Genomic DNA, 26,150 nt, shown 5'->3' with positions numbered 1-26,150 from the left:
ATTTGTATTTTTAAGATTAATTTCTACTTGGAAAAATACCTAGCAGACATATAATATAATTTGTAGCCAGATAGGGTTGTATAATGCTAAAAGGATTACCCTGACCTGTTGGTCCAAGTGTTACTGATGCCGTGTCAGTCTTTAAATTGGTATCAGGCGCTGCAGTTGAATAAGCACCTGCTAAACCTGCAATTACTGCACCTGTTGGTGTTGCTGAAACTTCGGTTCCTGTATAAGCAGGAATAGAAAGAGTAGCCGGATTACCAGGATGAATATGTGCCGGCATTTGACCCGTGCTCATTGTAACTGTTTCTGAACCTGCAACCTGCCCAAGTACTATGTTTGCTAAACCCGGTCCCTGGCCTGTTCCAATTGGAATACGGCTTCGCAAATCCGGAAGATTAAAAGTCTGTACACCATCTCCGCCGTATGTTGTACCTATTAAAACATATAAAGTTTCATATTCTGCTATACTAAGTGAACGGCCGTCGCAAAATTGCCAATTTAGCGGTGCAAAATTGCCCGCAAATAAACGTACTTCTCCTATCGTTCCTTCCATGATAATATTTTAAAAGTTAAAAAATGTAGTTAGATGAGTTACTGGCGTTGAGGAAAAGTCCCAAACATACAGATAATGTAATTCATACCTAATGAAGGCTGATTAAGAGATAATGGCTGACCATTACCGAAAACACCAGTTGTCACGTTAAAAGATGCTGGTTTCAAATTTGTATCTCCACCTGCAGTACTATACATAGTTGATTTAGCAGCAAGAACATTTCCGGTTGGAACGTTTGTGTCCCCTTCGTCTGAATAAGCAGGAACCGTAACAGTTGCACTTGCAGTGTGAATATGAGGAGGAATTTCTGCAATTGTTAATGTAACACTGTTTGCACCGCTCATGTCTCCTGCAGCATAATAAGATAAGCCAGGTCCCTGGCCAGCGCCTAACGCTACACGTCCGGCAAGATTTGGTAAACCAAATGTCGTTTTACCATCACCACCATACACAGTTCCTAAAATAGAAAATAGTGCGGTGTTACTTCTAATTGCAATTAATGACCCATTACAATATGACCAATTTTTGGGCATAAATCCTGCTGCAAAGAGGCGGATTTCTCCTACTGTTCCATCCATAAGTTGTTAGTTTTTAAGAGTTATTTGTTAATAGTTGTTTGTGTATTAAATCTGTTTTTAGGTTATAACAGTTTTAATACCGTGCTAAAGTACTTTATATAAGTATCTCAGAAGCAAGTGTTTTTACCTGTTTTTGATGGCTATACTATAATTTAGACGATGAAACAGAAACTATCGAAAGTAAAAATCTTCGAACATTTAGTACTTTGGTAAAAAACCAAAGCAGCATCATTTTTAACGCATTGAGTTTTTTCTTTTAAACTTCTTTTTCTGATTATTATATCCTTAAATCAGTTTTAAAATTAAGTTTATAGCGATAGTTGAAAGAAAAATATGTTACAGAACAGTTTTTTCATGTCATAAAATCGCTTTTTCGTGTCACATTAATTTTGATCGATTATTTCTAAAAATAAGCTTTGATCTTATCAATCAAAATAGAGCGAACTGTATTTAAAAAATTATGATTGGTTTATTTGCAAGCCTGTAATGGAAGTCAGCCTTTTGATTGAGATATTAAATTTATAGAAAAAATATGACATAAATATCGGATAGACAGTATTTTAAAGTAAATTCTTATTCTGTATTAATAATAATGTCACTTTTTAATGCCAGATTTAGCATTTTTCTATGTTTAAAGTTATGATGTAAAGTAGGAGAAAGTAGATTTCTGACCAATAATGAAAATGGAAACTGCCGGAAACAAAAAAAGCTTCAGATTTCTCTGAAGCTTTAGTTATATAAGGTTTGTAATTAAATCGAATTTTATATGAGCAGTTATTTTAAAATTTAGTGTTTACCTTTTTAGAACGATCTGCGATGTATGACATTAGCCATGTTACTTGCCCGTCCTTAACAAAATATATTTTCTTTGTCTCTACATTTGGAATGCTTTCCAGAAAATTTGCCAATATATTATTTGCCGAAATAAGGTATGTTTGGTCATACGTACTTAAAACTCTCGCAGCTTCTTTATTGGTTTTAGAAAGAGCAGTAAACTTGATAAAATTGTTTTTTAGGATCGCATCATAATTAATAACATCTTCTAAGTTGAAAGGAATATAATGATCTTTAAGATTTTCATCATAATATAATGTTGCAAAAGCCCATACAGCTCCTCCTGATAAATAGATTTTTTCTTTTTTTAATAAAAGAGGATTTGCGTCAAGCATATCTTTAATCTTCTTACGCAGAACCGTAGTAAAATCAAAAGATTTTTCCTGATAAGTTGACATATCATTAACCTGGTTTGGATTTGCAACCGTCTTTTTTACGGCATCAGTAAGCGTCATTGTACCAAAATCAAGTTCAAGAGGCACAAACTCTAATTTATTGTCGTCAAGTTCATCAATATATCCGCCTTTAGTGGTTTGCGCACCAATGTCAAGCAATAAACCGTTATAATAATCAACAGGAGGAATGGCGCCTTTAACCAGCATTTTAGCTTCCTCATCAACATTAATTACATCAAAAGTTTTAGTAGTCTGCGTAGTAATTTTATTTTTCAAAACATCAATGTTTCGGGCAGACGAAAAAACAGGAGCAGCAACTATAAATATGTTTCCTTCTTGAATTTTAAATTGCTCTTTTATTTTCTTCAGCTGATCCACAATTATTGCACTCACTTTGTCGATATCGTCCTGAGGAACCTCGCCGGTTGCAGTGATATGATCGGCAAGACTAATTCTGTCATTCGAAAAATACAGAATCTTATAATCTGCTTTCTTGATATTGTCAACTTCCAGAACCGAAGTTTTTATGGCTCTGCGTCCGATTTCAATTCCGGCATAAACATTTTTTTGAGCAAAGGAATTAATGGAGAAAAATAGATTTAAAAGAATAAAAAATAGAATTTGGGATTTGTGTTTTTTAAACATTTGGATTTAATTGTAGTTAGAATATATTTATTTTGGATAAAACTTTTATGGTAATTATATGAAAATCATAATTTTGAATTGAAAATAACGGGTTTCGATACAAGATTGCAAATTTATAAAAACATTTAATAACATAAAGTCAGTTTTTAATAAAATATGTTATTTAATTATTAAGATAATGTTTCGGAATTAATAATATTAATTTTGTATTCTAACGTGTTGAAAAAGAAGGTTTAATCGATTTTTAAAAGAAATAAAATAATCAACTATTTATGCAAACTGCAAATGGTTCTTATTTTGTAAAAATCATATTCAAAATACTCAGAAGAGCTTGTAGTGCTATAAATTAGTCAAAAAATATAAAATTACAAGCTAAAAGCTATTGCCAAAACCTGATAAAAATACATAAGTGTATATTGTAAGTCATTCTTCATTAATAAGTTAGAAACATTCTTTTGTTAATATCTTTACAAAATCAATATTTATTTGTAAGAAAAGATGCTTATCTTTGAGTTAATTCATACGAATTAAGACATTCTTTCGATCTCCCGGAAATTAAAAATTTAAAAACAAGATCGATAAAATATATAAAAAATCCATTTGCATAGACATAATCTCAAGTGTCTTTAATTGATTGAGGTCTTAATTAATTTTTAAAACTTTATATTATGATAAAAAACATTTTAAACCTAGAAGGAGCCACAGAATTAACCAAAAACGAAAAAAAAAGCATCAAAGGCGGTTTGGCTTGTGTTGATGGTGTTTGTCCAAAACCAGGTAATTACTGTTGTTATGCCGGAAGTCCGGAAGGAATTTGCAGATTGATTGGTCAAGGCTGTTTTTAATACGAATTTTAAATTCTCTACCCTCAGGAGAATTCAGATAAAAGTTGCGCAAATGTCTCTTTAGAACTTTGCGCATTTTTTTTGAAAGGAAGATTTTGTAAAACGGTAAAACTTAAAGATATTTAAAAACCAATTAATTTTTCTTTCTTTAATTGCTCAATAATATCTTCTTCAATAAATTCTTCAAATCCGGTGTATTCATCACGCAAAAAGGTGTATAATTCTCCGTCATCTGAAATTGATTTATATTCCTGCTCAATAAATACAGATTGTCCATGCATTAAGGCATATTTTACTCTTTTTATTTGATTGTATGCCTGAATTAAGTTTCCTCCTAAATCTCTTTGTTGCGCATAGATGAGATTTAATTCAAAATCATGAGAATCTTTTTTTGTCCAACTTATTGCAGTTGGTTGATGATTAATAAAAAGATCAATTATTGTTTGTTCAATTTCAATTTTACGTTTTGTTGACGAAACAATAATTTTTTGGATTTTATGAAAAGTTGTAATTCTTGATTGCCAAAAATCAAAAGGTATGGTTACAATTTCTTTCATTGCATCATCATACCATTGACATAAAGTTGTTGGATAAAAAATATTTATTTTCTCCCAATCATTCTCTATTCTTTGTATTGTAATAGCGATAATTTGGTCTAAATAGCGTCTTTTTCTTAAACACCAATTAATATCTTCGAAAGTTAAATCAGTAATAGGTTTATTAATATTCTTAGTGTCAAAATTACCTTGATTCCAATCTACCGAAAAATCATAAAGTGTAAGTGATTTGAAATCTTGATTTGTCATGCTTAGTGAAAGCTAGCGTCAGTATGTAAAAAAAACTCTGTTTGTTCTTTTCAAATATAGTAAAAGAATTGTGTCATTTAAACAAAAAAAGCTCCAGATTTCTCTGAAGCTTTATGCTGGTAGCCCGTAGCGGAATCGAACCGCTCTTACATGGATGAAAACCATGCGTCCTAACCGATAGACGAACGGGCCATTTTTCTAATGCGGGTGCAAAAATGCAAATAATTTTAAAATACACAAAAATATTTTTGTTTAATTCTTCTGAAAATATTCTATTTAGAAATAATTAATCCAAAAAAAATTGGATTAATCTAGATGTATTTGTTTGATTAATAAATGCTTGTTTTTATACAAAAAAGGATTTTTTCTCCTTGTATATTAAAAATACAACTTTCAATAAAATTAAAAATTATTTGTTTTGAAAGAATATTCTTTTGATTTTTTCATTATCAAAGATTATAACAATCAATTTTATTTTTTAGGTTATCATATAAGATAACCGTTTTTTATAAAGATATGATCAAATTTGAATTATCATAAAGTAAGAATTAATTTAAAATAGATTATATGGAAACAAAAGAAAATAAAAACATTGAGTATCTTAAAAAATTAATGAGCCAGGATTTAAATACTTTAAAAGTTCCAAACAATAAAACAGAATTTTATACTGCCGAAATCAAATTAGTAAATTATTATGAGCTTAGTCTTCTAATTACCAATATGCTTAAATTGTGTATTTTGGCACTCGATCATGAAGCGCCCAAAATTTCAGAAACGGTCAGGAATCCATCTATTAATGTGAGTCTTATTTTAGAAGTTGCGCTTCAATTATTTCCTTCGGATGAGTTTGAGTTGTTAGGTGAAATTAATGAGTTGGTTATTGCAGCTTCTAATAATATTAGAGATAAATAATTGCTATCGAGGTTTTTAAATTATATACGAAATATTCAAGATCAGATCCTTCTTTCAACTCAATAAAAATTGATTTATGTATTTACAGTTTGTACTTTTGCGTTATGAATGATAATTTTATAAATGAATATTTTGGAATCGGAATACAAAATGGTAAAACGCCTGAAAATTTGGGTGTTTTATGGAGGTCCGCTCAAAATTTAGGCGCTACTTTTATTTTTACCATTGGTAATCGATATGCCAAACAAGCCTCTGATACTCATGATGCGGTAAAAGCAATTCCTTATTTTCATTATGATACTTTTGAAGCTTTTTTCGAAAACCTGCCTAAAGGAGCACGATTAGTTGGTGTCGAATTAGATGAAAAAGCTGCTGATTTAGAAACCTTTGAGCATCCAAGACGTTGTGTTTATTTATTGGGAGCAGAAGATCATGGTTTATCCAAAAAAGTAATGGATAAATGCCATCATTTAGTAAAATTTAAATCGGTAAAAAGCCTGAATGTAGCTGTTGCAGGAACTATTATCATGTACGATAGAAATTTGCCTAAACCGCGATCTTAAAAGAATTTCAAAATAGCAAAATCAAAAAAAGCTCCAGATTTCTCCGAAGCTTTGTTTTGTTTTTTCAACACGCAATTTTTCAATTACTTCTTTGAAATTTTTGCGAATAACCTTCATTAGATAAAAAATGTAAAATCAGATAATTGTCTTTCAACTCAAAAGATATTGTTGCAATATTTGGGTTCTGACAATTAGTGGTTATAGAATTAGTAGCGAGATTAAAACTTCCGGAACTTTTTATTTCATCTGAATACGGATCACATAAAGAAGTATTTGTTACTATAGTTCCGTTGCTTTTAAACTCAATAGTTTTATTGCTTTCCACAGCTTTAAAACTCCCGCTGCCATTACCCGGATCAGCCAAAACCTCAGTCAGTTTCCAGGTTCCTATCAACTCAGTTGAAGATTTCTCCTGCTCATCATTATTACAAGAAACAAAAAGGCCAATTAGCATTAAAAGAATAATACTCTTTTTCATAATTTATTAGGTTTTTAGTTATAATAAAGAGATTTCAAATTATGCAAAAGGTTGCGTGTAACTTTAAAAATGTTCGATTTAATTTGTTTTATAACTCTAAAATATAGACAATAAAAGCTCCAGATTTCTCCGAAGCTTATTAGAGTAGGGTATTAAGTAAATGATTTAAACTTGACTGCAGTTCTTGTTTACAGAATCATTATATGGTTTATTTTTTTTGTTCGTTTTTTTCCTTTAATCTTTTCGCATTCTTTAGACTATTATTAAGCATCCATTCAATCTGGCCATTGACACTACGAAATTCATCATTAGCCCATTTTTCAATTGCTTTCATCGTTTCTGAATCAATTCTTAATGCAAATGACTTTTTTTCAGACATCTTTTTATTGATTTAAAGTACCGGTATTTATTACAGGTTTAGTTTCACTATCTCCACAAAGAACTACCATTAAATTACTTACCATTGTTGCTTTTCTATCTTCATCAAATTCTATAATTTCTTTATCTGCTAATAGTTTTAGAGCACTTTCGACCATACCAACGGCGCCTTCTACAATTTTATGACGTGCAGCAACAACAGCTGATGCTTGTTGTCGTCGTAACATCGAATGGGCAATTTCGGGAGCATAGGCCAGATATCCAATTCTTGACTCTATTACTTCTATTCCTGCAATTTCTAATCGTTGCGTAACTTCGTGTTCAAGCGCTATATTAACGTCATCAAAATTAGTACTTAATGTTACCGTTGCTCTTTCATCTTCAAAATGATCGTATGGAAAAGAACCTGCAAGTTTTCTAACAGCCGAATCGGTTTGGATTCTAATGAATCCCTCATAGTTATCAACTTCAAACGTAGCCTTAAATGTGTCTTTAACTTTCCAAACTAATATAACGCTAATTAAAATAGGATTCCCCATTTTATCGTTAACCTTAATTTTTTCGCTTTCGAAGTTTCTTGCACGCAAAGATAAACTAGTTGTACTATAAAAAGGATTTACCCAAAACAAACCACTTTGTTTAATACTTCCTTTATAATCTCCAAATAGTAATAGAACTTTAGAACTATTGGGACCTATTACAATAAAACCCTTTGCTAAAATAACAAATAGCAGAAGTGAAACTACTGCTAATATCAGGTTGTTTGAGATAAAACCATAAGATGCTACCGCGATCGATAGTAATAAAATAACAATAGCCAAATAGCCATTAAAGGGTATTAAAACTTTTTCTGTTTTCATAATAATTAATATTTAAATGATATTAAATTGATATCATAAAGATATGTAATTTTTTAATGCTAAAACATTTTTACAGCTATAATTTATAAATGAAAGAATGGTAGATCCCTAACGGGACATTTTCGGAACATTTTATGAATGAAAGAAGTTGAAGAATAATAAGTAATTAAACTTGACATTATTATTGATACTTGCTCAAATCCAGATTAAGAATAGTACCAACTCTGCTAAACTCTTCATTAATCTTTGCGTTCAGGATTAGTTGTTCATTTTTTATTGGATGATTAAAAATTAACTGATGTGCATGAAGCATCATTCCTTTCAGGTCATAATTCTCCAGCCATAATTTATTTTGTTTGTTACAACCATGCGGACGACTTCCTAAAATGGGATGAAAAATATGTTTGAAATGTTTTCGTAATTGATGCATGCGTCCAGTTTCAGGAATCGCTTCTACCAAACAATATCGTGACGTTGGTCGATTGTTAAATTCTAACTCAACTTCGGCATTTTGCAAACGATGAAAGTATGTTATTGCATTTTGTGTAATGTCATCATCATTGGTTAAATCATAATCAATTGTGAGTTCTTGCGGCGACCAGCCGCGTAAAATTGCTAAATATTTTTTTTCGACTTCGCGTGTGGCAAAACGATCATTCATAATTTTCAAAACAGCTGTATCCAAAGCAAATAACAAGACGCCGGATGTTTTGCGGTCTAAGCGATGAACAGGATAAACGTGTTGGCCAATTTGATTTCTCAATTCCTGAATAGCATAAACTTTTGCATCTCGGGCATAAAATGATTTGTGCACCAACAACCCGCTTGGTTTATTAATTGCGATAATATATTCGTCCTGGTAAAGAATTTCTAACATTGGGCAAAAGTAAAAGAGATTACGATTAAAATCACTTTTATTACTTATTTGTTTCTGTACTTTTCTTTTTTTAATAAAAGTACTTATGATGATTTATAATTGAAAAATTATATATTTGAAAATAAATAATGTGTAATACTTATCACACGTATCTATCCTGATTTAGGGCGTTTTGTGTGGTTTTTGTCACACGCATAAATAAGTTATATACCATTTGTAAAACCAATATACAGACAAATTAATAGAATATTTTAACCTAAACAACATGCAAGAAGAAGTACAAAAACATACTCAAAAAATTTACAAAGCTGTGAAAAATTCAGAACATACATTGGGAGATAAAGTGAAAGAAATCATTATTGAAATATTTATAATCGTTTTTGCAGTAACGCTTTCAATAGGATTACACAGTTGGAGTGAACACAGACATCAACAAGAAGAAGTATCTGTATTTCTTGCTAATTTAAAACATGATTTGCAAAATGATATAAAAAGAATTGAAATTGAAAAGAAAGCATACGAAAATTCAAATATAGGCTATGAAAAAATTTTAGCACTAACGAATCTCCAGCTTGACAGTATTTCTAAGACTAAAAATAAGGTTAATTTCCCAATTTATTCACATGGACAAATAATGAGTATTGGTAATTATGAAGGTTTTAAGTCAAGTGGTAAAATTGGCTACATTGAAGACGAAAAATTAAAACAGAAAATCTTAGAGTATTACCAAATATATGTACCGGCAATTAACGAAGTTGATAAAATGTATACTGATTTTTTGTTTAAGTGTTTTGACAAAATGATAGAAAACGCAGATAAACCTGAAGAGAAATTATATTCGGACCCAAAATTTAAAAAGACAATCGAATTTCTTGTCAGACTAGGTAATAACAATATAAGGGTTTATGACGAAAACACAAAACCATTAGCAATTGAACTTATTAAAGCAATTGATAAAGAGCTGAATAAATAAAAGCTGACGCCTGATCTCGCACGAATCCTTTTGTGTAACACAAAGTGAATTAGAAAAAGAATTACAGCCACAATAAACAAAAAGCTTCAGAGAAATCTGAAGCTTTTTTTTGATGTTTTTATAAATGATTATTTCTTAATTCAATATTTCCATATATAAATAAGAATGATTCCGAAATTATTTATTGATTAATTTTTCAAGCCTTGCCATCATTTCATCTTTTTCTTTCAGCATACGCTCAAACAAAGCAATCTTTTCTTCGTGAAGTTTTTTTAATTCTTCAATAGGATTGAAGTTGAATGTAGAATTAGGATTTCCAACACAAGCATTATCTCCAAAAGTATTCGAAATAATATTTATTGCTTGCTCTTCGTCAAAATTCTGAAAAGCTTCCACGGGAATTTTTAATGCCTCCGAGATTTGATTAAGAATATCATCTTCAATTACATCTTTTTGCTCCAGCATAGAAATTTTCTTTTGATTCCAGTCATTTCCCAGATCAAAAGCCAATGCTTCTTGTTTGATGCCAAGCATTTCTCTAAAACGTTTAACGTTTCTTCCCTGATGTATTTTCTGTTCCATAATGATGATCAATTTTTCTAAAGACTCAAAGATAAAGCCATTTGGCTGAAAAAAAATGAATTTCAAAGATAAAAAAATATATATTTGAAAGATAGATAATGTATGAAATTTATCATACATAGCTGTCTAAATTTGGATGGCTTTGTGTGGTTTTGTCACATATATAAATAAGTTGGTGGTAACTTTGCGAGACATCTCCCTACTTTAATTAACAAGAAATAAAAAAATGAAATTAATAATTACAATCGGACTTTTTTTAATTGCACATCTTACATTTGGACAAGACAGAATTCAAAAAATTGACAGTTTACTCAATTCTCTTTATTCAAAAGAGAAAATCAATGGAAATTTTCTAATTGCAGAAAAAGGGAAAGTTATTTATAACCGTAGTTTTGGACTTGCAAACGAAACAACAAAAGATAAATTGAACGAAAATTCGATTTTTGAATTGGCATCTTGTTCAAAGCAGTTCACAGCTATGGGGATAATGATACTTAAAGAAAAAGGAAAGTTGAATTTGGACGATGACATCAGGAAATACTTACCAGAACTTTCTTTTTATAAAGGTATAACTATAAGAAACTTATTAAATCATACTGGAGGTCTACCAGACTATATGCAGCTTATGGATAGTTTATTTGACAAATCTAAAATTGCCACTAACAAAGACATTATTAATATATTTAGTAAACATCAACCAAAAATAGTATTTGAGCCAAATACTAAATGGGAATATAGCAATACGGGCTATGCACTATTGGCATCAATAATTGAGAAAGCATCGGGTATGACATACGCTGACTATCTAAAAACAGCTATTTTCCAACCGTTGAAAATGAAAAACACCTTTGTTTACACTCGTAGATTATCGCCAAAGAAAATTGACAATTATGCTTTTGGTTATGTTTACTCAGATAGTTTGAAAAAATATGTTTTACCAGACGATTTGGAAGAAACTAAAATGGTTATTTGGCTTGATGGTATTGTTGGAGACGGAACAGTTAATTCAACTGTAAACGATTTATTGATTTGGGATAGAGCATTATATACCAATAAATTACTCACAAAAGAGGGAATGAAATCAATTTTTGAATTAGCAACTTTGAAAGACGGAGCTAAAAGAAATTATGGTTTTGGTTGGGGAATTGAAAACAATGCTGATTTTGGAAAAATTGCAAACCATGATGGGGGTTGGCCAGGTTATGTAACTTTTATCGATAGACATATTACAAATGATAAAACAATAATAATACTTCAAAATCACAACAACGTTACAATTCCTTCTAAAGCAATTAGAAATATTCTATATAATAAACCATTGCCTGTGCAAAAAATCAGAAAAGAAATTATGATTACAACTGAAGAACTTCAAAAGTTTGTTGGGACTTATGCAGTTGAAAAAGATTATGAAATCAAAATTTCATTAGATAAAGACCAGCTTTTTTCACAATTGACAGGACAAAATGTGTTCCCGATATTTGTAGAAAGTGAAATGTTATTTTTCTACAAAGTAGTAGATGCACAAATTCAGTTTGAAAAGAACGAAAAAGGAGAAATTTCAAATTTGTTTTTATTACAGAATGGAAAGAAGATAGAAGCAAAACGCACGAAATAAAAACTGCCCTGTTCTCCGAAGAGTTCTTAGGAAACGCTGTGCGAATGTCTCTTGACTTCGCATCCGTAAGGAGAATCGACAAAGAGAAGTCTATAAAACTAGTAACAATCAATATAGAATATTGGAACGGGTACGAAGTCGGCAAACTTCGCACAGCGGAGATTGGGGTTTTAGGCTTAATTTAAAGATGGTTTGTATTTGGAAAATTTGTGTTTAACGAAAAATCTCGCATCTTTATTCCCTAACCTCGCCAAGCGCCAGAACGTTACCAGTTAACCTTAAAGAAACGATAGTGAATAATACGATTTTAGCATTAGAAAAATTAAAAAGCACAGAAAAATTCTCGAGCGAAGAATGGAAAAATCGTGGATTGAATCCTTCAGAAAAAAGTCTATGCATTACACTTGAAAATTCTTTTAATGATTTACTAACGAATTTAATTTCTGCAAATAATACAAAAAAATCGGATAAAGAAATTGAGAACATATTTGAACGCTATTTCAAGGAAATTAAATCTGACGAATTAGATACAGAAGAAAGAGAATTTGTTGTGGATTATTTTGCTGAGATTGCGAAAATTTTAAATATTCGGAATATTAATGAAAAATTAAACTTTTGGATATACGGAATTGAGGATTATGACCATGAGAAGGCTGTTAAAAAAGCTTCGAAAAAAATATTAGCAGAAGAAAGAAAAAGACATGAAATTCTTTCCATAGAATGCCAAAAATGCGAAACTCAATTGGAAACTTTTATTTTGGAACGAGATAATGACATTCCTAGTTTTGAGTTTGACATAATTAAATGTGTAAAATGTTCTGAACTCAATATTCTCGATAAAGGTTGTGGAATAAAAAGATATAGATTCCTAAATTATGAACTAATAGAAGAGTTGCCAAAAGAGGAATATGATTTACCGAAAGCTTTACAGAGATTAGAACAATTAAAAAACGAGAATAAAGGCAACTGAATACAGCTTCTACAACGGATTTGGAGATGATGCTCAATGGAAAGTTGGTTGTGTATGTGAGATGATTTGGCGAATCCGAATAATGGGATTAATTTAGTGCCAAATTCGTTGTAGTACGAGAACGTTAGGTAATATTTTAACAAAAAAATCAAAATAAAAACATGCAAAAAAATCTTGTAATAACTTTTATTCTATTCATTTCTTTATGTGCACAATCACAGAACTCCAAATTAATCCTAGGAAAATGGGTATTTAAAGAAGCATTAAATAAAGAAGTTGATGAGCTTGGTAGAAAAACTTTAAAGGAACAGGTTATTAATAAGATGACATACGAATTCAAGAGCAATGAAGAATTCATTTGGTTTGGTATGGGAGAAATTTCAAATGGAAAATGGTCTTTAGCAAAGGATCAAAACTCAATAATTGCGATAGTCGGAAAAGACAAAATGATTTTTAAAATTATAAAGTTAACCCAAGACGAAATGATTTTAAAAATGGGTTTAGGAGAGTTTTTAATGAAAAGACTTTAAAAAGAATCGCCTAACAGCTACTACAACGGATTTGGGCAATTGGCTTAATGGAAAGTTGGTTTTGTATTTGAATGATTTTCAAATCCGAAGAATAGGCTTAATTTAATCCCAAACCCGCAGTCGTACCAGAACGTTATAGGCAACTTTAGAAAAAATAGACATAAAAGAAAAAACATGACAGCTTTCCTATCTAAGTTATTTGGAAATAAAAATGAGCAAAAGAAGAACGAAAATTTTCTCTCTAAAGATAATTTCTATGTAATTGAAGCTGATTATCAAGACGGGAGCTCGATGCTCGGCTCGATTGATTTTGCTTATAAAAATTTCATTGAAAAGGCAAAATATCCTTGGTGCTTGGAAATCAATATAGCTTTGAAAATCGAAAATTGTACAGAAAATACTCTACCAATAGAAAGTGAAAGAAAAATTGCAAGTAAACTTGAAAATAAACTTTTAAAAGAAATTCAAAAAATTGAAATTGCTCACTATATCGGACACATTTACAACGACAATTTTCTAGATTGTTTTATTTATTTAAATAATCCAGAAGAAGTTAATAAATACCTGCAAACACAAGTTAACAAAGAAGGTCAATTAAGAGGATTTGGATACAAAATAAAACAAGATCCAACCTGGGGAAAAGTTGAAACATACTTTAATATGTAAAAACCAAAAAAGCTACCTATAACAGCCACTACAACGGATTTGGGCATTGAGCTTAATGGAAAGTTGGTTTTGCATTTGGGAGATTTGGTAAATCCAAAGAATAGACTTAATTTAGTTTCAAACCGCTGTATTACCGGAACGTTATGCGTCAGCCGTGAGCATTTAACCTTAAAATTTATATGAAAAAAATAACCTTACTATTACTTATACTCGTTCCATTTTTTTGCTATCCACAATTCGAAAAAGCGAATGATGAAATGGTAAAAGAAACAAACCCTGATTTTAAAAATTACGAGAGTTTATTACTTCAAGCAACCGATTATATTTTAAGTAACACTCTTGATGTAAAAAACCCGGAATTTATTGGTGCTTCTAAAATAGTTGCTTTTTGGATGGATAGAGAAACTTGGTTTGGAATACCGATCGGCACAAAATTTCATCAAACATTAAGTAAAGATAAGAATCAAAAATTCCTTTATATTATCTCAATGATTAACTATATTTTGCATCAAAAAGAATCAAATCAAAGGTTGCTAAAAAATACTCCTGTCAAAGGGCAAATTTATAAAGACCAAGATGATGTCCGAGAAGTACAACTTGAAGGTGCCAAAATATTCCTAACATACGCCACAAAGCCTGAAAACAAAATTACCTTGAGTACAGAAACCCAAACTTATTTGGAAGCATATAAAAATGGAAACTTAAAAGAAGAGTTATTGAAAACCTAACCTGTGTCCGCCGCCGCGGATATAAGCCCGACGAACTGAAATTTATTTCATAAAAAAAGCTCCAGATTTCTCTGAAGCTTTTCGTCTTAGTAGCGGGAACAGGACTCGAACCTGTGTCCGCCGTGGCGGATATGAGCCCGACAGCTTATGTTTTAAAATGAAAAAACACCAACTTTTTTAAGTGGTGTTTCTCTTAGTAGCGGGAACAGGACTCGAACCTGTGACCTTCGGGTTATGAGCCCGACGAGCTGCCTACTGCTCTATCCCGCGATGTTTCGGGTGCAAAGATACGCCGTTTTTTGAGAAATCCAACGAAAACTTTAAAAAATGTTTTATTTTCTGTATTGAGTTGATATGACTACCTTTGCAAAATAAATAATATGCAAATGTCACATAAAGCAGGTTTTGTAAACATCATCGGGAATCCAAACGTTGGAAAATCAACGTTGATGAACGCCTTTGTTGGAGAAAGATTATCGATCATTACATCAAAAGCACAAACAACTCGTCACCGTATTCTTGGAATCGTGAATGGCGAAGATTTTCAACTTATATTATCGGATACTCCCGGGATCATCAAACCAGCTTATGAAATGCAGGAGTCGATGATGAACTTCGTAAAATCGGCTTTTGAAGATGCTGATATTCTGGTTTACATGGTCGAAATAGGGGAGCAGGACTTAAAAGACGAAGCTTTCTTTAATAAAATTATCCACGCTAAAATTCCGGTTTTGTTATTGTTGAATAAAATAGATAACTCAAATCAGGAGCAATTAGAGGAACAAGTAGCATTCTGGACTGCAAAAGTGCCAAATGCTGAAATTTTCCCAATCTCGGCTTTACAGAACTTTAATGTACCAGAAGTTTTCGGGAGAATCATCGAATTATTGCCAGAATCTCCGGCATATTATCCAAAAGATCAGTTAACAGATAAACCGGAACGTTTTTTCGTAAACGAAACTATTCGTGAAAAAATCTTGTTGAATTACAGCAAAGAGATTCCGTATGCAGTTGAAATTGTGACGGAGGAATTTTTTGAAGATGAAAAAATTATCAGAATCCGTTCTATAATTATGGTAGAACGTGAAACCCAAAAAGGGATCATCATCGGACATAAAGGTGCAGCTCTTAAAAAAGTAGGAACCGATGCGCGTGCTGATTTAGAGAAATTCTTCGGGAAACAAATTCACATTGAACTAGTTGTTAAAGTGAACAAAAACTGGAGAAGCAACGCGAATATGTTGAAACGTTTCGGGTATAATCAATAAAGTTTTGTTTGTTTCAAGTTTCAGGTTTCAGGTTTGAAATGCGAAATTGGAACGGTTAAGTTTTGAAGTTTCAGGTGAAATGTAAAATGATTACCGAAAAGTTCTTGATACTTTTAATTCCTAGCCCCGATAGTCCCGAAGTTTCGGGGAGAAAATCCTTTTATGCCGGTCCCGAGGCTTCGGGAGGCACAAAAGATTGGAAGGACAGCGGGAAACAGCTCCTTAATATAACAGGAAAAATAATAAAAAACTTAGGTACTTAGAAACTTAGCAACTCAGCAACTTTTTTTAACTACCTTTGCAAAAAATTAAAATAAAGCATTTTGGATTTCAAGAGGTTAGGTTTTTAGGAAACTAAAAATCTGAAATCTAAGGTCTAAAATCAAAAATTCAAAAAAATGAATAACATTGTTGCGATAGTAGGAAGACCTAATGTGGGGAAATCAACCCTTTTTAATAGGCTGATACAAAGAAGAGAAGCTATTGTAGATTCGGTTTCTGGAGTTACCAGAGATAGAAACTACGGTAAAAGCGAGTGGAACGGAAAAGAGTTTTCTGTAATTGATACCGGCGGATATGTGCGCGGATCTGATGACGTATTTGAAGGTGAAATTCGTAAACAAGTGGAGCTTGCTATCGATGAGGCAGATGTTATTATTTTTGTGGTTGATGTTGAGGAAGGAATTACACCAATGGATGATGTTGTTGCGCGTTTATTGCGTAAGGTGACAAAACCAGTTTTATTGGCTGTAAATAAGGTAGATAATGCAATGCGTGAGAAAGATGCGCTTGAATTTTATAACCTTGGTTTAGGAGAATATTTTACGTTTGCAAGTATATCCGGAAGTGGAACTGGAGATTTATTGGATGCTCTAATTGAGTCTTTTCCGGTGAAACCCGAACCTGTTCAGGAAGAAGTAGTTTTGCCACGTTTTGCTGTTGTAGGACGTCCAAATGCCGGAAAATCAAGTTTTATCAATGCCTTAATTGGTAAAGAACGTTTCATGGTTACAGATATTGCAGGAACTACCCGTGATGCAATTGATACAAAATTTGACCGTTTTGGTTTTGAATTTAACCTGGTTGATACTGCGGGAATCCGTCGTAAAGCTAAGGTTAAGGAAGATTTAGAATTTTATTCTGTAATGCGTTCTGTTCGTGCGATTGAGCATGCAGATATTTGTATCCTGATTATTGATGCAACCCGTGGATTTGAAGGTCAGGATCAAAGTATTTTTTGGCTGGCTGAGAAAAACCGTAAAGGTGTTGTAATCTTAGTAAACAAATGGGATTTGGTTGAAAAAGATACCATGTCGACTCGTGATTATGAAGCTAAAATTAGAGAAGAATTAATGCCTTTTACAGATGTGCCAATTTTGTTCGTTTCGGCGTTAACGAAACAACGTTTGTTAAAAGCACTGGAAGCTACGGTTACAGTTTTTGAAAATAGAAAGCAAAGAATCCCAACTTCTAAATTCAACGAATTTATGTTGAAGGTAATCGAAGCTTATCCGCCACCGGCAACAAAAGGTAAATATGTGAAAATTAAATATTGTATGCAATTGCCAACATTAACGCCTCAGTTTGTGTTTTTTGCCAATATGCCACAATACGTTAAAGAACCTTACAAACGTTATCTGGAAAATAAAATTAGAGAAAATTGGGATTTTTCAGGAGTTCCAATTGATATTTATATTAGAGAGAAATAAAATTCTTTTACAATAATAAAAACGCAATATTTCGGATTTTGAAATGTTGCGTTTTTTTTGTTTGTAAGATGATGAATCTGCTGTTTTTTGTCAACAGCCGGAAGAGTAATTTATTATCCCCACGTAATAAAATATCTCCTTCGACCGTATGACTGCTTTATATTTAAGTGCAAACTGCAAGTTAAGCACTAGTAAATGATTTTTAAATTTTCTGACGCAAAGATTTTATATTTTAACGAAATAGCTACGAGGGTAAATACTGTTTTTAAAAGGGTGTTTTTCCCCTTTTTTGACTTCTGATTGTTTATGAGAGACAATAAAGAAGATAAATAGTAATAAAATAGATTAAACCTTTTATATTTTCTAAAGTCTTATGTACTTAAAATGCTATTTATGTCTAAACTATACCTTTTTTTACTGCTTATAATTTTTGGTTATTCGGCTAGTGCTCAAAACGATATTGTTATTAAAGGAACCATCATCGATATCAATACCCAATTGCCTCTGGAAATGGCGACTGTTTATTTTTCGACTGTAAAAGATTCTACAGTTATAGAATATGCAACTACCGATAAAAACGGCGCTTTTAGGATAAATACAAAAAAAATAGACAAACCTGTTTTTCTGAAAGTAAATTATATGGGGTATCAGCCTTTGGTTGAAGAACAGCAAAAAGGCATTTTGGAAAGCAAGGATTTTGGCAAATTATATTTGTTAGAAAGTGTAAATGCGCTAGATAATGTGGTTATTAAAACCGAAGCGCCGCCAATTACAATTAAAAAAGATACTTTAGAATTTAATGCTTCTTCGTACAAAGTTCGTCCGGATGCAAATGTCGAAGCTTTATTGAAACAATTGCCTGGCGTTGATGTTGATAATGACGGAAAAGTGACCGTAAACGGAAGGGAAGTAACGCAATTTTTAGTCAACGGAAAAACATTTTTTGATAAAGACGGAGCTTTGCTTTTGAAGAATTTACCGGCAGAAATTATAAAAAAAGTTCAGGTTTCTGATTATAAAACCAAAAAAGAAGAACTCGCCAAACAAGAATCAACTTCTGATTATTCGAGTATAAACCTAACAATTGACGAAAAGAAAAATAAAGGTTTCTTTGGGAAAGTCCTTGGCGGATATGGTTCTGATGATCGATACGAAAGCAGTCTGATTATGAATTTTTTTAAAGACCAGCAGAAAATAAGCATTCTGGCTTCATCAAATAATATCAATTCTACAGGATTTTCTATGGATGATGTTTTTGATAGCATGGGCGGAGGAAGAAATAGCAAAACAAGTGCTCAAAGTTCTGGCGGAGGCAAAGGAATCACGCAATCTAATTTGGCAGGAATCAATTATTCTGATGCGTGGACAAAAGATTTTGACGTTACGAGCAGTTATAATTTTTCGAATACGATTAATAATAATGACAGTAAATCGAATCAGATTAATTTTCTTCCAACGGGAAATATCCTGACGGCATCTGATTCTAAAACGAGAAATGAAACTACCGGAAACAAGGTAAACCTGGAATTAGAATATAAAATTAATCCAAGTACACGACTTTTTATTACGCCAAAATTCAATCAAACGAGATCAAATAGTACTTCAGAATCTTCTACCGCTTCTGAAGATGAAAGCGGAAATGCTTTAAACGAAAGTACTTCACAATCAAAAAATGAAAATACAAGTACTAACTTTTCTAATAGCATTAATTTCAATAAAGCTTTCGAAAAAAAGTCACGTAATCTAAGTTTCGTTTTCGATAATAATAATACACGAACGGATGTAAATGGCTTTAATTTGTCCGAAACTATTTTTTATCAGGATGATAAACCGAATGATTTAAGAAATCAAAACAGTAAAAATAATACAAGTTCAGATACTTATTCGGCTGATATTGAATATACAGAACCTATAACAGATTCGTTGAGAATTAGATTTGGTTCTGATTTTGATTGGGCAAAAACAGTAAATGATCAAAAAACGTACAATTTTGACGCCGCGACAGCTTCATATTCAGATTTAAATGAATCTTTGACGAATTATATTTCTTCGACACAAAATACGATTAGTCCCAAAATGGGAATTACTTTGCAAAAAAGTAAATACACGATTAATTTAAACACAAAAACAGCAATTATTGATTATGATAATCACTCATTATATTTAGGAAATTCGACGGATTTGAATAAAAAGTATGCGTTGCCTTTTGCAAGTGCGCAAATGAGGTATAAGTTTAGCCGATCGAAAAATTTAAGTTTTAGATACGATTATTCGAATGCGCTTCCGAGTGCGACTCAGTTATTGCCGGTTTTGAATTTGATGAATCCTTTGAATACCGTAATTGGAAATCCAAACCTAAATCCGATCGAGAAGAATAGTGCAGGAATAGATTTTAAAAACTTTGATTTCCGTACACGTTCCGGTTACAGCATGTTTATCAAAGCTGATTATTATAATAATGATGTAGTTTCGACTTCAATTTACGACGATAGCGGAAAAAGAACGACAACTTACGCCAATATATCAGGAACGTACATTGCATCTATTGGAGGAAATTGGAATCAATCGCTTAAAAGAGACGCACATACGCTAAGATATGGTTTAGGAATTAACGGAAGTTATTCTTTTGATAAAGGCTTTACTAATGCCGTTTTATACAACGCAAAATCAACAGCTGTTACGCCAAGAGTTTATTTAACGTATGAATACGGAGAATTATTGTCTATTTCGCCGTCTTATAGTTTATCGTATAATGAAACCAAATATGAAAATTATACACGTGATGCGACTTCAAATGTTGTGCACAGAATCAATTTACAGACAACAAGTTATTGGCCGTTAAATTTCATTTTCGGAAATGATTTTGGATATACTTATAATTCGAATATTTCGAGCGATTTCAAGAAAGATTTTTATCTCTGGAATACCAGTTTGTCTTATGGTTTTTTTGACAAAAAAGTCTATGCAAAAATAAAAGTGTATGATGTTTTAAATCAAAATCAAAGTGCAACAAGAACAATATCGGCAACTTCAATTCGTGACGAAGAAAATACCGTTCTTAAACGTTATGTAATGTTTTCAGTAGCCTATAAAATCGGAAATTTTGCTGCAAATGATAAAGGCGGGAAAAGAAGACAAAGAGGAGAATAAAGGTTTAAGGCTCAGGAATTCAAAGGTTCTGAGCGACAAAGGTTTTGTAGAGGCGCACAACAGTGCGTCTTTTTTTATTTAGAATTTGCGATTTTTTATTTAAAATTTCCATTATTGAAATTTGATTTTTATTCCTCGCATTATCAAATTATCAAATTGACACATTATCTCATTCTCATATTTTCCTGTCAATTCTATGATAAACAGTAAACCTGATAATATCCCGATCATAAAAATCAACTCCGCTGGATCTTCTCTGAAAACTTTTCAGATAACCTAGTTCTAGTCCAATATTCGGATTAAAATGATAACGTAATGCAAGATAAAGTCGGTTTTGATCGAAAGTATTTCTTTTGTTGTCTTTTCCAAAATTGAACATAACTTCATCAGAAATTGTTCCTTTTAAGCTTTGTTTGTCTTTTTTCCAAAGATCAAAAGTCGATTGTAATCTATAACGGAATCGGTATGCAAAATAAAAATCATCCAATAATTCGGTTTTAGTTGCTTTTTGTGTAAAACGTTCTTCGAGCTGAAAACGGTTGTGAAAAGTTATTTTGGCAATATCATTTATAAAAGTAACATCTTGTTGAATTCGGTATTCCGGAATAGAATAATCAGGATCAAATTTAGGATCTTGCGTATTAACATTGAAATAAGCAAAACCAGCACCTAAATCTATGTTTTTATGAACCCGATATCTTCCTTGAAATCGAATAACAAATAGATTTTCATGAACAGGATTTAGAAAACTGCGATTATCAAATTCAGAATGAATCGCCCATTTTTCAGTTAGCGGTAAAATATTGTAATAACGAATCCAGGTCAGGGTTTGCTGATCTGTTTTTTTGAGATTTTGTGCCGATAAAAAAGGACTTATAAACCCGAATAAGAACAATAATTTGACAAATTTCATCTAATTCATATAAATTCAGGCTGCGAATATATACAAATCAGAATAGATCTAAAGAAAGTAGACTTGATTTTTAAATTCGTTTTAAATTTTATTTTGTGATTTCATACTCAATAAAAAAACGAGGTAAGTTTAAAAACCTGCCTCGTTTTGATGTGTATAAATTAACTAACTTGATTTACAAATTATATTTCAAAGTGATTCCGTATGTTCTTTGATCTCCAATTACTCCGGCATATTGTCCTGAGTTTCCACCGGCAGGCAATAATTGTTCGTAATAATCTTTGTTCAAAAGGTTACGTCCCCAGAAATGGATCGATAAACCTTCGGAAGCACGGAAACCTAAACGCGCATTAAAAATTGCATATCCCGGAACTACTAAATATTTTGAAGCAGAAGGGCTTGAAGAGAATTCAGAACGAGCGTAAGAATCAAGCGCTAAGAAAACTTTTCCTTTGTTTCCGAAGAATTTTGCATCATCAGAAAGTTCGCCACCTAAAGATCCTGCCCATCTTGAAGCACCAGGTAAATCAGTTCCTGAAACATCTTTATAAGCTACCGCTGCTCCAGTTTCTTCTAAAGGAAGCGGTGCATTTGTAAACTTAACATACGTACCTTCTGTATAAGTTGCTGCTCCGTTGATGGTTAAATTTCTGTTTACTACAAAACTAGCATCTAATTCTGCACCTCTTACGCGAACTTTATCCGCATTTGCAAGATATCCACGGTTTACACCTAATTCAGCAGCCTGAACGTTTGTTTGGAAATCTTTAATTTCTGTATTAAAGAATGCCAAATTGAATACTGAGTTTCTAAATGGAGATGTTTTTACACCAACTTCATAATGATTTACTTTCTCTGGTTTGATTACCGCAAGATCTAATAAAGGCGCTCCTTTTGCATCTGTAGGAAGTCCCGCTACGTTTACACCAACTGGTTTGTAACTTTTTGCATAAGTTGCATAAGCATTGATTTTGTCACTAGCTTTATAAGTCAACGTTAAGTTTCCTGAAAAATCAGTATTATCAGTACTAGAGTCAAATGCCTGATCAGAATAAACCAGTTTTTTCAAAGCTAATAAAGCTGGATCGGTAGTTTGAAGACCTCCGTATGTTGTACGGGAATAATGCGCGTCTTTTTTATCAAAATTATATCTTAAACCCGGTAAAACATGAAGACGATCTGTAATAGCCCAGTCTAATTGACCAAATACTGCTGCACTTGAGGCTCTTATATTTGCATCCGTTTTGATTCCGTATCCTTCAAAAAGACCCGGAGTTTTCCATAAGTTACTTGTCGTACTTTGAGCAAATCTCCATTGTGCATTACCAGATTCTTCTGTACCATCTGTTTGAGATGTTTGATCGATGAAAAATACACCTGCAACACCACTTATTTTAGACGTAAGCTGACCTGCGTAACGAACTTCCTGAGTAATTTGAGTTTGTCTTGTTGGGTTTTGAGATTTTGCTAATACCTGCAATCCTGTAAAATCCCTGTCATTTGATGGATCCCAGTTCCAAAAACGCCAAGCTGTAGTTGAAGTAAGGGTTCCGCTTCCAATTTTTGTATCAATATTTAAAGATATACCTCCCATATCCTGATTAGAACGCCATGGCGTATCCTGGTCAATTTTACGATCAAAAGCATTTAAACTTGGTAATTGATAATTTAGATCTTTAATAATGGCATCAAACTGACGGTAAGCAGCTCTTTGAGTAGGAGCAACACCGGCAACAACCTGAGCATATCCGTCTGGACGTTGCGTCGTAATATCTGCAGCTAATATAATGTTGGTATTTACTGTTGGAGTCCAAAGTAACTGACCTCTAATTCCCTGATTGTTTAGTGTGTTTGTAGGTCTTCCTGTAGCAACATTATCGATTAAACCGTCACGTTGTGTACCTGAAAAAGACAAACGGCCTGCTAGTTTTGAACTCAAAGCTCCAGTAACCGAAGCTTTAGCCTGCAAAAAGTTATAATTTCCGTAACTAACTTCAAAGTTAGCACCCGAAGTAAAACTTGGTTTGCGGGTAGTAATGTTAAACGCACCAGAAGTTGTGTTTTTACCAAACAAAGATCCTTGTGGTCCGCGCAAAACTTCGATTTGGTCAATATCAATAAAATCTAAAGTTGTAGCAGCCGGACGCGCATAATATACACCGTCTACATAGAAACCAACACCAGGATCGATTCCGTCATTTGTAAGCCCAAAAGGAGAACCAAGGCTACGAATGTTGATACCTGTATTTCTGGGATTTGATGAATAAAGCTGTACCGATGGAACAAGTTCTTTAATGCGGTTTACGTTAAAAGCACCAGTTTGTTCAGCTTGTTTACCTGTAATAACAGATATTGCAATTGGCACATCCTGAACTTTTTCTATTCTTCGTCTTGAAGAAACGACAACTTCAACAAGCGCATTTTCTTCATTAAGAGTTATTTGTAATGGAGTTGCAGGTAAAGCATTAAGCTCTATCTCTGTAGTTTTGTATCCTACATATTGAATTAATAGTGTAAAAGGAAGTTTCCCTCTTGTATCTATTGTGAATTTTCCGCTTTGATCTGAAGTAGTATTAGAAGTTGTTCCTTTGATAACAATGTTAGCAGCTTCTAATGGAATATTTTCGCTTGTTGAAACAACACCTTCAATGGTTTGTGCAAATGAAACAGAGAAGGTTAAAACAAATAGTAAGGTAAGTATATTTTTTATAGAATTTTTCATTTTTATATTAAGTATATGTGATTAGTAGAATTTAAATTAAAATTTTTTTACCAGCACATACACATCATAGATGAATTGTTTTTCACAGTTGTAAAATGTTTATTATAATTTCTTTGCAAAAGATTTTTAGTTACACCTGATGGACTGTAATTTACTTTCATAGGTTAAAATTTTGTAAATGGTTTGTTAATTATTTTTTGCAAATATATATAAATTCTATCAATCTACTAGGAATTAGAAAATAATTTTTATTTTTTTATCAAAGAGGCTATAGTAATGCCTTGCATCGCTTTAAGGGTTTCGTCGCGAATGATCATTAAGCCGTGTCTTAGGCTGCATTCTTCCTCAGTTTTACAATCTGAGCAAGGTTCGTAAAAGTTTAAAGAAGCACACGGTAAAAGCGCAATTGCACCATCAAATAGACGGTGAATTTCTGCTAAAGTAATTTCGTTTTTAGATTTTATCAGATAATATCCGCCGAATTTTCCTTGCTTACTGCTCACAAAACGTCCACGTTTTAGATCCAATAAAATTTGCTCTAAAAACTTTTTAGGAATATTCGCGCCATCAGCAATTTCTATAGTTTTAGAAATGTGATTTTCGTCTTGTTGTGCTAAATAAAGTAAGGCCTTAAGGGCGTATTTTGCTTTATGTGATAACATCTATATTTAATTATGAATTGTAAATTATTAATTATGAGTTTTTGAAACCTGAAACCTGAAACAGGAAAAACCTGAAACAAAAAGACAGTTTACCAGCCTCCGCTGGAACCTCCGCCAGAGAATCCGCCTCCGCCAAAACCTCCTCCGAAGCCGCCGCCTCCGCCGCCAAAACCACCACCAGATGATCCGCCGCCGAAACCTCCAAATCCGCCGCCTCCGCCGCTTCTTCCAAGACTGCTTAAAAGAATTACATCCATCAGGCTTGGGCCGCCTCCGCTATTGTTGCCTGAATTTCCTCCGCCGCCTTTATTTCTGGACAGTAAAATTAATACAATTACAACAATAACAATAAATGGGAATATCGGAAAATCTTTTCCTTTAGACTGTTTGCGCTCGCCTTTAAATTTTCCTTTAAAAACATCAATTATAGCATCTGTTCCTTTATCAAGACCGTTGTAAAAACTTCCGGCTTTGAATTCCGGAATAATAATATTTCTAATTATCGTTCCGCCAATTCCGGCAGTTAAACGATCTTCAACTCCGTATCCGGGATTAATGGCAATTTTTTTCTCGTTTTTTGCCAGTAAAATTATAACACCATTATCATCTTTTGCAGTTCCGCCAATTCCCCAGGTTTGTCCCCATTTTGTAGCTAACAGATTGACATCTTCACCTTTTAAACTTTCAATTGTAATAACTACAATCTGAGTTGTAGTAGAATCTGAATAACGGATCAGTTTTTCTTCTAATTGTGCCTTTTCAGTAGCACTTAAAATATTAGCATAATCGTAAACAGAAGTCTGTAAACTGGGTTTTTCCGGAATTGTAAATTGTGCAAAAATACAATTACAGGTAAAAAACGCTAATAGCAAAAAAGTAAACTGAAAAATTCTTTTGGAATTTGAGATTTTATTTTTGGAATTTTTCATCAT

General features: G+C 32.5%; 25 protein-coding genes and 2 tRNA genes. 12 read left to right on the top strand and 15 right to left on the bottom strand.

All coding sequences use genetic code 11. The features are described 5' to 3' along the window. Positions 1-16: 16 nt before the first annotated feature. From ACZ0AH_RS18815 to ACZ0AH_RS18805, 3 genes are all read right to left on the bottom strand, one after another. Positions 17-559 carry a phage tail protein gene (locus ACZ0AH_RS18815; protein WP_463477304.1) on the bottom strand — a complete coding sequence of 181 codons (543 nt, stop codon included), beginning with the start codon at positions 557-559 and terminating at the stop codon, positions 17-19. A 38-nt stretch (positions 560-597) separates the two neighbouring features. After that, positions 598-1,137, bottom strand: a complete 540-nt coding sequence (locus ACZ0AH_RS18810; RefSeq protein WP_463477303.1) for a phage tail protein — start codon at positions 1,135-1,137, stop codon at positions 598-600. Positions 1,138-1,916: 779 nt separating this feature from the next. Then, positions 1,917-3,011 (bottom strand): exopolyphosphatase, encoded by a 1,095-nt coding sequence (locus tag ACZ0AH_RS18805; RefSeq protein ID WP_463477302.1) that lies wholly within the window; start codon positions 3,009-3,011, stop codon positions 1,917-1,919. A 668-nt stretch (positions 3,012-3,679) separates the two neighbouring features. Between ACZ0AH_RS18805 and ACZ0AH_RS18800 the strand changes: the two genes are divergently transcribed. Further along, positions 3,680-3,856 (top strand): hypothetical protein, encoded by a 177-nt coding sequence (locus ACZ0AH_RS18800; protein WP_463477301.1) that lies wholly within the window; start codon positions 3,680-3,682, stop codon positions 3,854-3,856. Between the two features lie 122 nt (positions 3,857-3,978). On the opposite strand, the gene ACZ0AH_RS18795 is transcribed toward ACZ0AH_RS18800, so the two are convergent. Together ACZ0AH_RS18795 and ACZ0AH_RS18790 are read right to left on the bottom strand one after the other, a co-directional pair. After that, a complete protein-coding gene (locus ACZ0AH_RS18795; RefSeq protein WP_463477300.1) occupies positions 3,979-4,662 on the bottom strand; it encodes a hypothetical protein in 684 nt (227 codons plus the stop codon). A gap of 117 nt (positions 4,663-4,779) precedes the next feature. Beyond that, positions 4,780-4,854: transfer RNA gene (locus tag ACZ0AH_RS18790), tRNA-Glu, on the bottom strand. A 375-nt stretch (positions 4,855-5,229) separates the two neighbouring features. Between ACZ0AH_RS18790 and ACZ0AH_RS18785 the strand changes: the two genes are divergently transcribed. Together ACZ0AH_RS18785 and ACZ0AH_RS18780 are read left to right on the top strand one after the other, a co-directional pair. After that, a complete protein-coding gene (locus ACZ0AH_RS18785) occupies positions 5,230-5,574 on the top strand; it encodes a hypothetical protein (RefSeq protein WP_463477299.1) in 345 nt (114 codons plus the stop codon). Positions 5,575-5,678: 104 nt separating this feature from the next. After that, positions 5,679-6,137, top strand: coding sequence for an RNA methyltransferase (locus ACZ0AH_RS18780; RefSeq protein ID WP_463477298.1), 459 nt, complete (start codon positions 5,679-5,681; stop codon positions 6,135-6,137). 79 nt (positions 6,138-6,216) lie between these two features. Here the strand turns inward: ACZ0AH_RS18780 and ACZ0AH_RS18775 are convergent, their stop codons facing one another. From ACZ0AH_RS18775 to ACZ0AH_RS18760, 4 genes are all read right to left on the bottom strand, one after another. After that, the gene (locus tag ACZ0AH_RS18775) at positions 6,217-6,615 is read right to left on the bottom strand and encodes a lipocalin family protein (RefSeq protein ID WP_463477297.1); all 399 of its coding nucleotides are present in this window, start codon (positions 6,613-6,615) and stop codon (positions 6,217-6,219) included. Between the two features lie 208 nt (positions 6,616-6,823). Then, the gene (locus ACZ0AH_RS18770) at positions 6,824-6,994 is read right to left on the bottom strand and encodes a type II toxin-antitoxin system antitoxin (protein ID WP_089352030.1); all 171 of its coding nucleotides are present in this window, start codon (positions 6,992-6,994) and stop codon (positions 6,824-6,826) included. A 4-nt stretch (positions 6,995-6,998) separates the two neighbouring features. Continuing rightward, positions 6,999-7,853, bottom strand: coding sequence for an SPFH domain-containing protein (locus ACZ0AH_RS18765; protein WP_463477296.1), 855 nt, complete (start codon positions 7,851-7,853; stop codon positions 6,999-7,001). Between the two features lie 181 nt (positions 7,854-8,034). After that, entirely contained in the window at positions 8,035-8,730 is a 696-nt protein-coding gene (locus ACZ0AH_RS18760) for a pseudouridine synthase (protein ID WP_463477295.1), read from the bottom strand. A 265-nt stretch (positions 8,731-8,995) separates the two neighbouring features. Here ACZ0AH_RS18760 and ACZ0AH_RS18755 point away from each other — a divergent pair, with 265 nt between their 5' ends. After that, positions 8,996-9,703 carry a DUF6090 family protein gene (locus ACZ0AH_RS18755; RefSeq protein ID WP_463477294.1) on the top strand — a complete coding sequence of 236 codons (708 nt, stop codon included), beginning with the start codon at positions 8,996-8,998 and terminating at the stop codon, positions 9,701-9,703. A gap of 177 nt (positions 9,704-9,880) precedes the next feature. Here ACZ0AH_RS18755 and ACZ0AH_RS18750 read toward each other — a convergent pair whose 3' ends face one another. Next, a complete protein-coding gene (locus ACZ0AH_RS18750; RefSeq protein ID WP_463477293.1) occupies positions 9,881-10,285 on the bottom strand; it encodes a helix-turn-helix domain-containing protein in 405 nt (134 codons plus the stop codon). A 226-nt stretch (positions 10,286-10,511) separates the two neighbouring features. On the opposite strand from ACZ0AH_RS18750, the gene ACZ0AH_RS18745 reads away from it, so the two are divergent. The 5 genes from ACZ0AH_RS18745 to ACZ0AH_RS18725 all read left to right on the top strand — a co-directional run bounded on the left by ACZ0AH_RS18745 (position 10,512) and on the right by ACZ0AH_RS18725 (position 14,794). Beyond that, positions 10,512-11,900, top strand: coding sequence for a serine hydrolase (locus ACZ0AH_RS18745; RefSeq protein ID WP_463477292.1), 1,389 nt, complete (start codon positions 10,512-10,514; stop codon positions 11,898-11,900). A gap of 292 nt (positions 11,901-12,192) precedes the next feature. Further along, on the top strand, positions 12,193-12,870 hold the full coding sequence (locus tag ACZ0AH_RS18740) for a DUF4844 domain-containing protein (RefSeq protein WP_463477291.1): 678 nt from the start codon (positions 12,193-12,195) through the stop codon (positions 12,868-12,870). A gap of 161 nt (positions 12,871-13,031) precedes the next feature. Further along, a complete protein-coding gene (locus ACZ0AH_RS18735) occupies positions 13,032-13,400 on the top strand; it encodes a hypothetical protein (RefSeq protein ID WP_463477290.1) in 369 nt (122 codons plus the stop codon). Positions 13,401-13,574: 174 nt separating this feature from the next. Next, entirely contained in the window at positions 13,575-14,066 is a 492-nt protein-coding gene (locus ACZ0AH_RS18730; protein WP_463477289.1) for a DUF695 domain-containing protein, read from the top strand. 179 nt (positions 14,067-14,245) lie between these two features. Then, positions 14,246-14,794: a hypothetical protein gene (locus ACZ0AH_RS18725; RefSeq protein ID WP_463477288.1), complete on the top strand. Its 549-nt coding sequence runs from the start codon at positions 14,246-14,248 to the stop codon at positions 14,792-14,794. Between the two features lie 197 nt (positions 14,795-14,991). On the opposite strand, the gene ACZ0AH_RS18720 is transcribed toward ACZ0AH_RS18725, so the two are convergent. Further along, a tRNA-Met gene (locus ACZ0AH_RS18720) sits at positions 14,992-15,064 on the bottom strand. A gap of 116 nt (positions 15,065-15,180) precedes the next feature. On the opposite strand from ACZ0AH_RS18720, the gene era reads away from it, so the two are divergent. The 3 genes from era to ACZ0AH_RS18705 all read left to right on the top strand — a co-directional run bounded on the left by era (position 15,181) and on the right by ACZ0AH_RS18705 (position 20,921). Next, positions 15,181-16,062, top strand: coding sequence for a GTPase Era (gene era, locus ACZ0AH_RS18715; RefSeq protein WP_056194996.1), 882 nt, complete (start codon positions 15,181-15,183; stop codon positions 16,060-16,062). 398 nt (positions 16,063-16,460) lie between these two features. Then, positions 16,461-17,771 (top strand): ribosome biogenesis GTPase Der, encoded by a 1,311-nt coding sequence (gene der / locus ACZ0AH_RS18710; RefSeq protein WP_463477287.1) that lies wholly within the window; start codon positions 16,461-16,463, stop codon positions 17,769-17,771. A 393-nt stretch (positions 17,772-18,164) separates the two neighbouring features. Further along, positions 18,165-20,921: an outer membrane beta-barrel protein gene (locus ACZ0AH_RS18705; protein WP_463477286.1), complete on the top strand. Its 2,757-nt coding sequence runs from the start codon at positions 18,165-18,167 to the stop codon at positions 20,919-20,921. A gap of 175 nt (positions 20,922-21,096) precedes the next feature. Here ACZ0AH_RS18705 and ACZ0AH_RS18700 read toward each other — a convergent pair whose 3' ends face one another. The 4 genes from ACZ0AH_RS18700 to ACZ0AH_RS18685 all read right to left on the bottom strand — a co-directional run bounded on the left by ACZ0AH_RS18700 (position 21,097) and on the right by ACZ0AH_RS18685 (position 26,147). Beyond that, positions 21,097-21,834 (bottom strand): DUF2490 domain-containing protein, encoded by a 738-nt coding sequence (locus tag ACZ0AH_RS18700; RefSeq protein WP_463477285.1) that lies wholly within the window; start codon positions 21,832-21,834, stop codon positions 21,097-21,099. 175 nt (positions 21,835-22,009) lie between these two features. After that, positions 22,010-24,556 carry a TonB-dependent receptor gene (locus ACZ0AH_RS18695; RefSeq protein ID WP_463477284.1) on the bottom strand — a complete coding sequence of 849 codons (2,547 nt, stop codon included), beginning with the start codon at positions 24,554-24,556 and terminating at the stop codon, positions 22,010-22,012. 248 nt (positions 24,557-24,804) lie between these two features. Then, positions 24,805-25,218, bottom strand: coding sequence for an RrF2 family transcriptional regulator (locus tag ACZ0AH_RS18690; protein WP_463477283.1), 414 nt, complete (start codon positions 25,216-25,218; stop codon positions 24,805-24,807). Between the two features lie 89 nt (positions 25,219-25,307). Then, on the bottom strand, positions 25,308-26,147 hold the full coding sequence (locus ACZ0AH_RS18685; protein ID WP_463477282.1) for a TPM domain-containing protein: 840 nt from the start codon (positions 26,145-26,147) through the stop codon (positions 25,308-25,310). Between the last annotated feature and the right edge of the window lie 3 nt (positions 26,148-26,150).

This window comes from Flavobacterium sp. AC105 (genome assembly GCF_979258495.1).
This window is presented reverse-complemented; position numbering and strand designations above follow the sequence as displayed.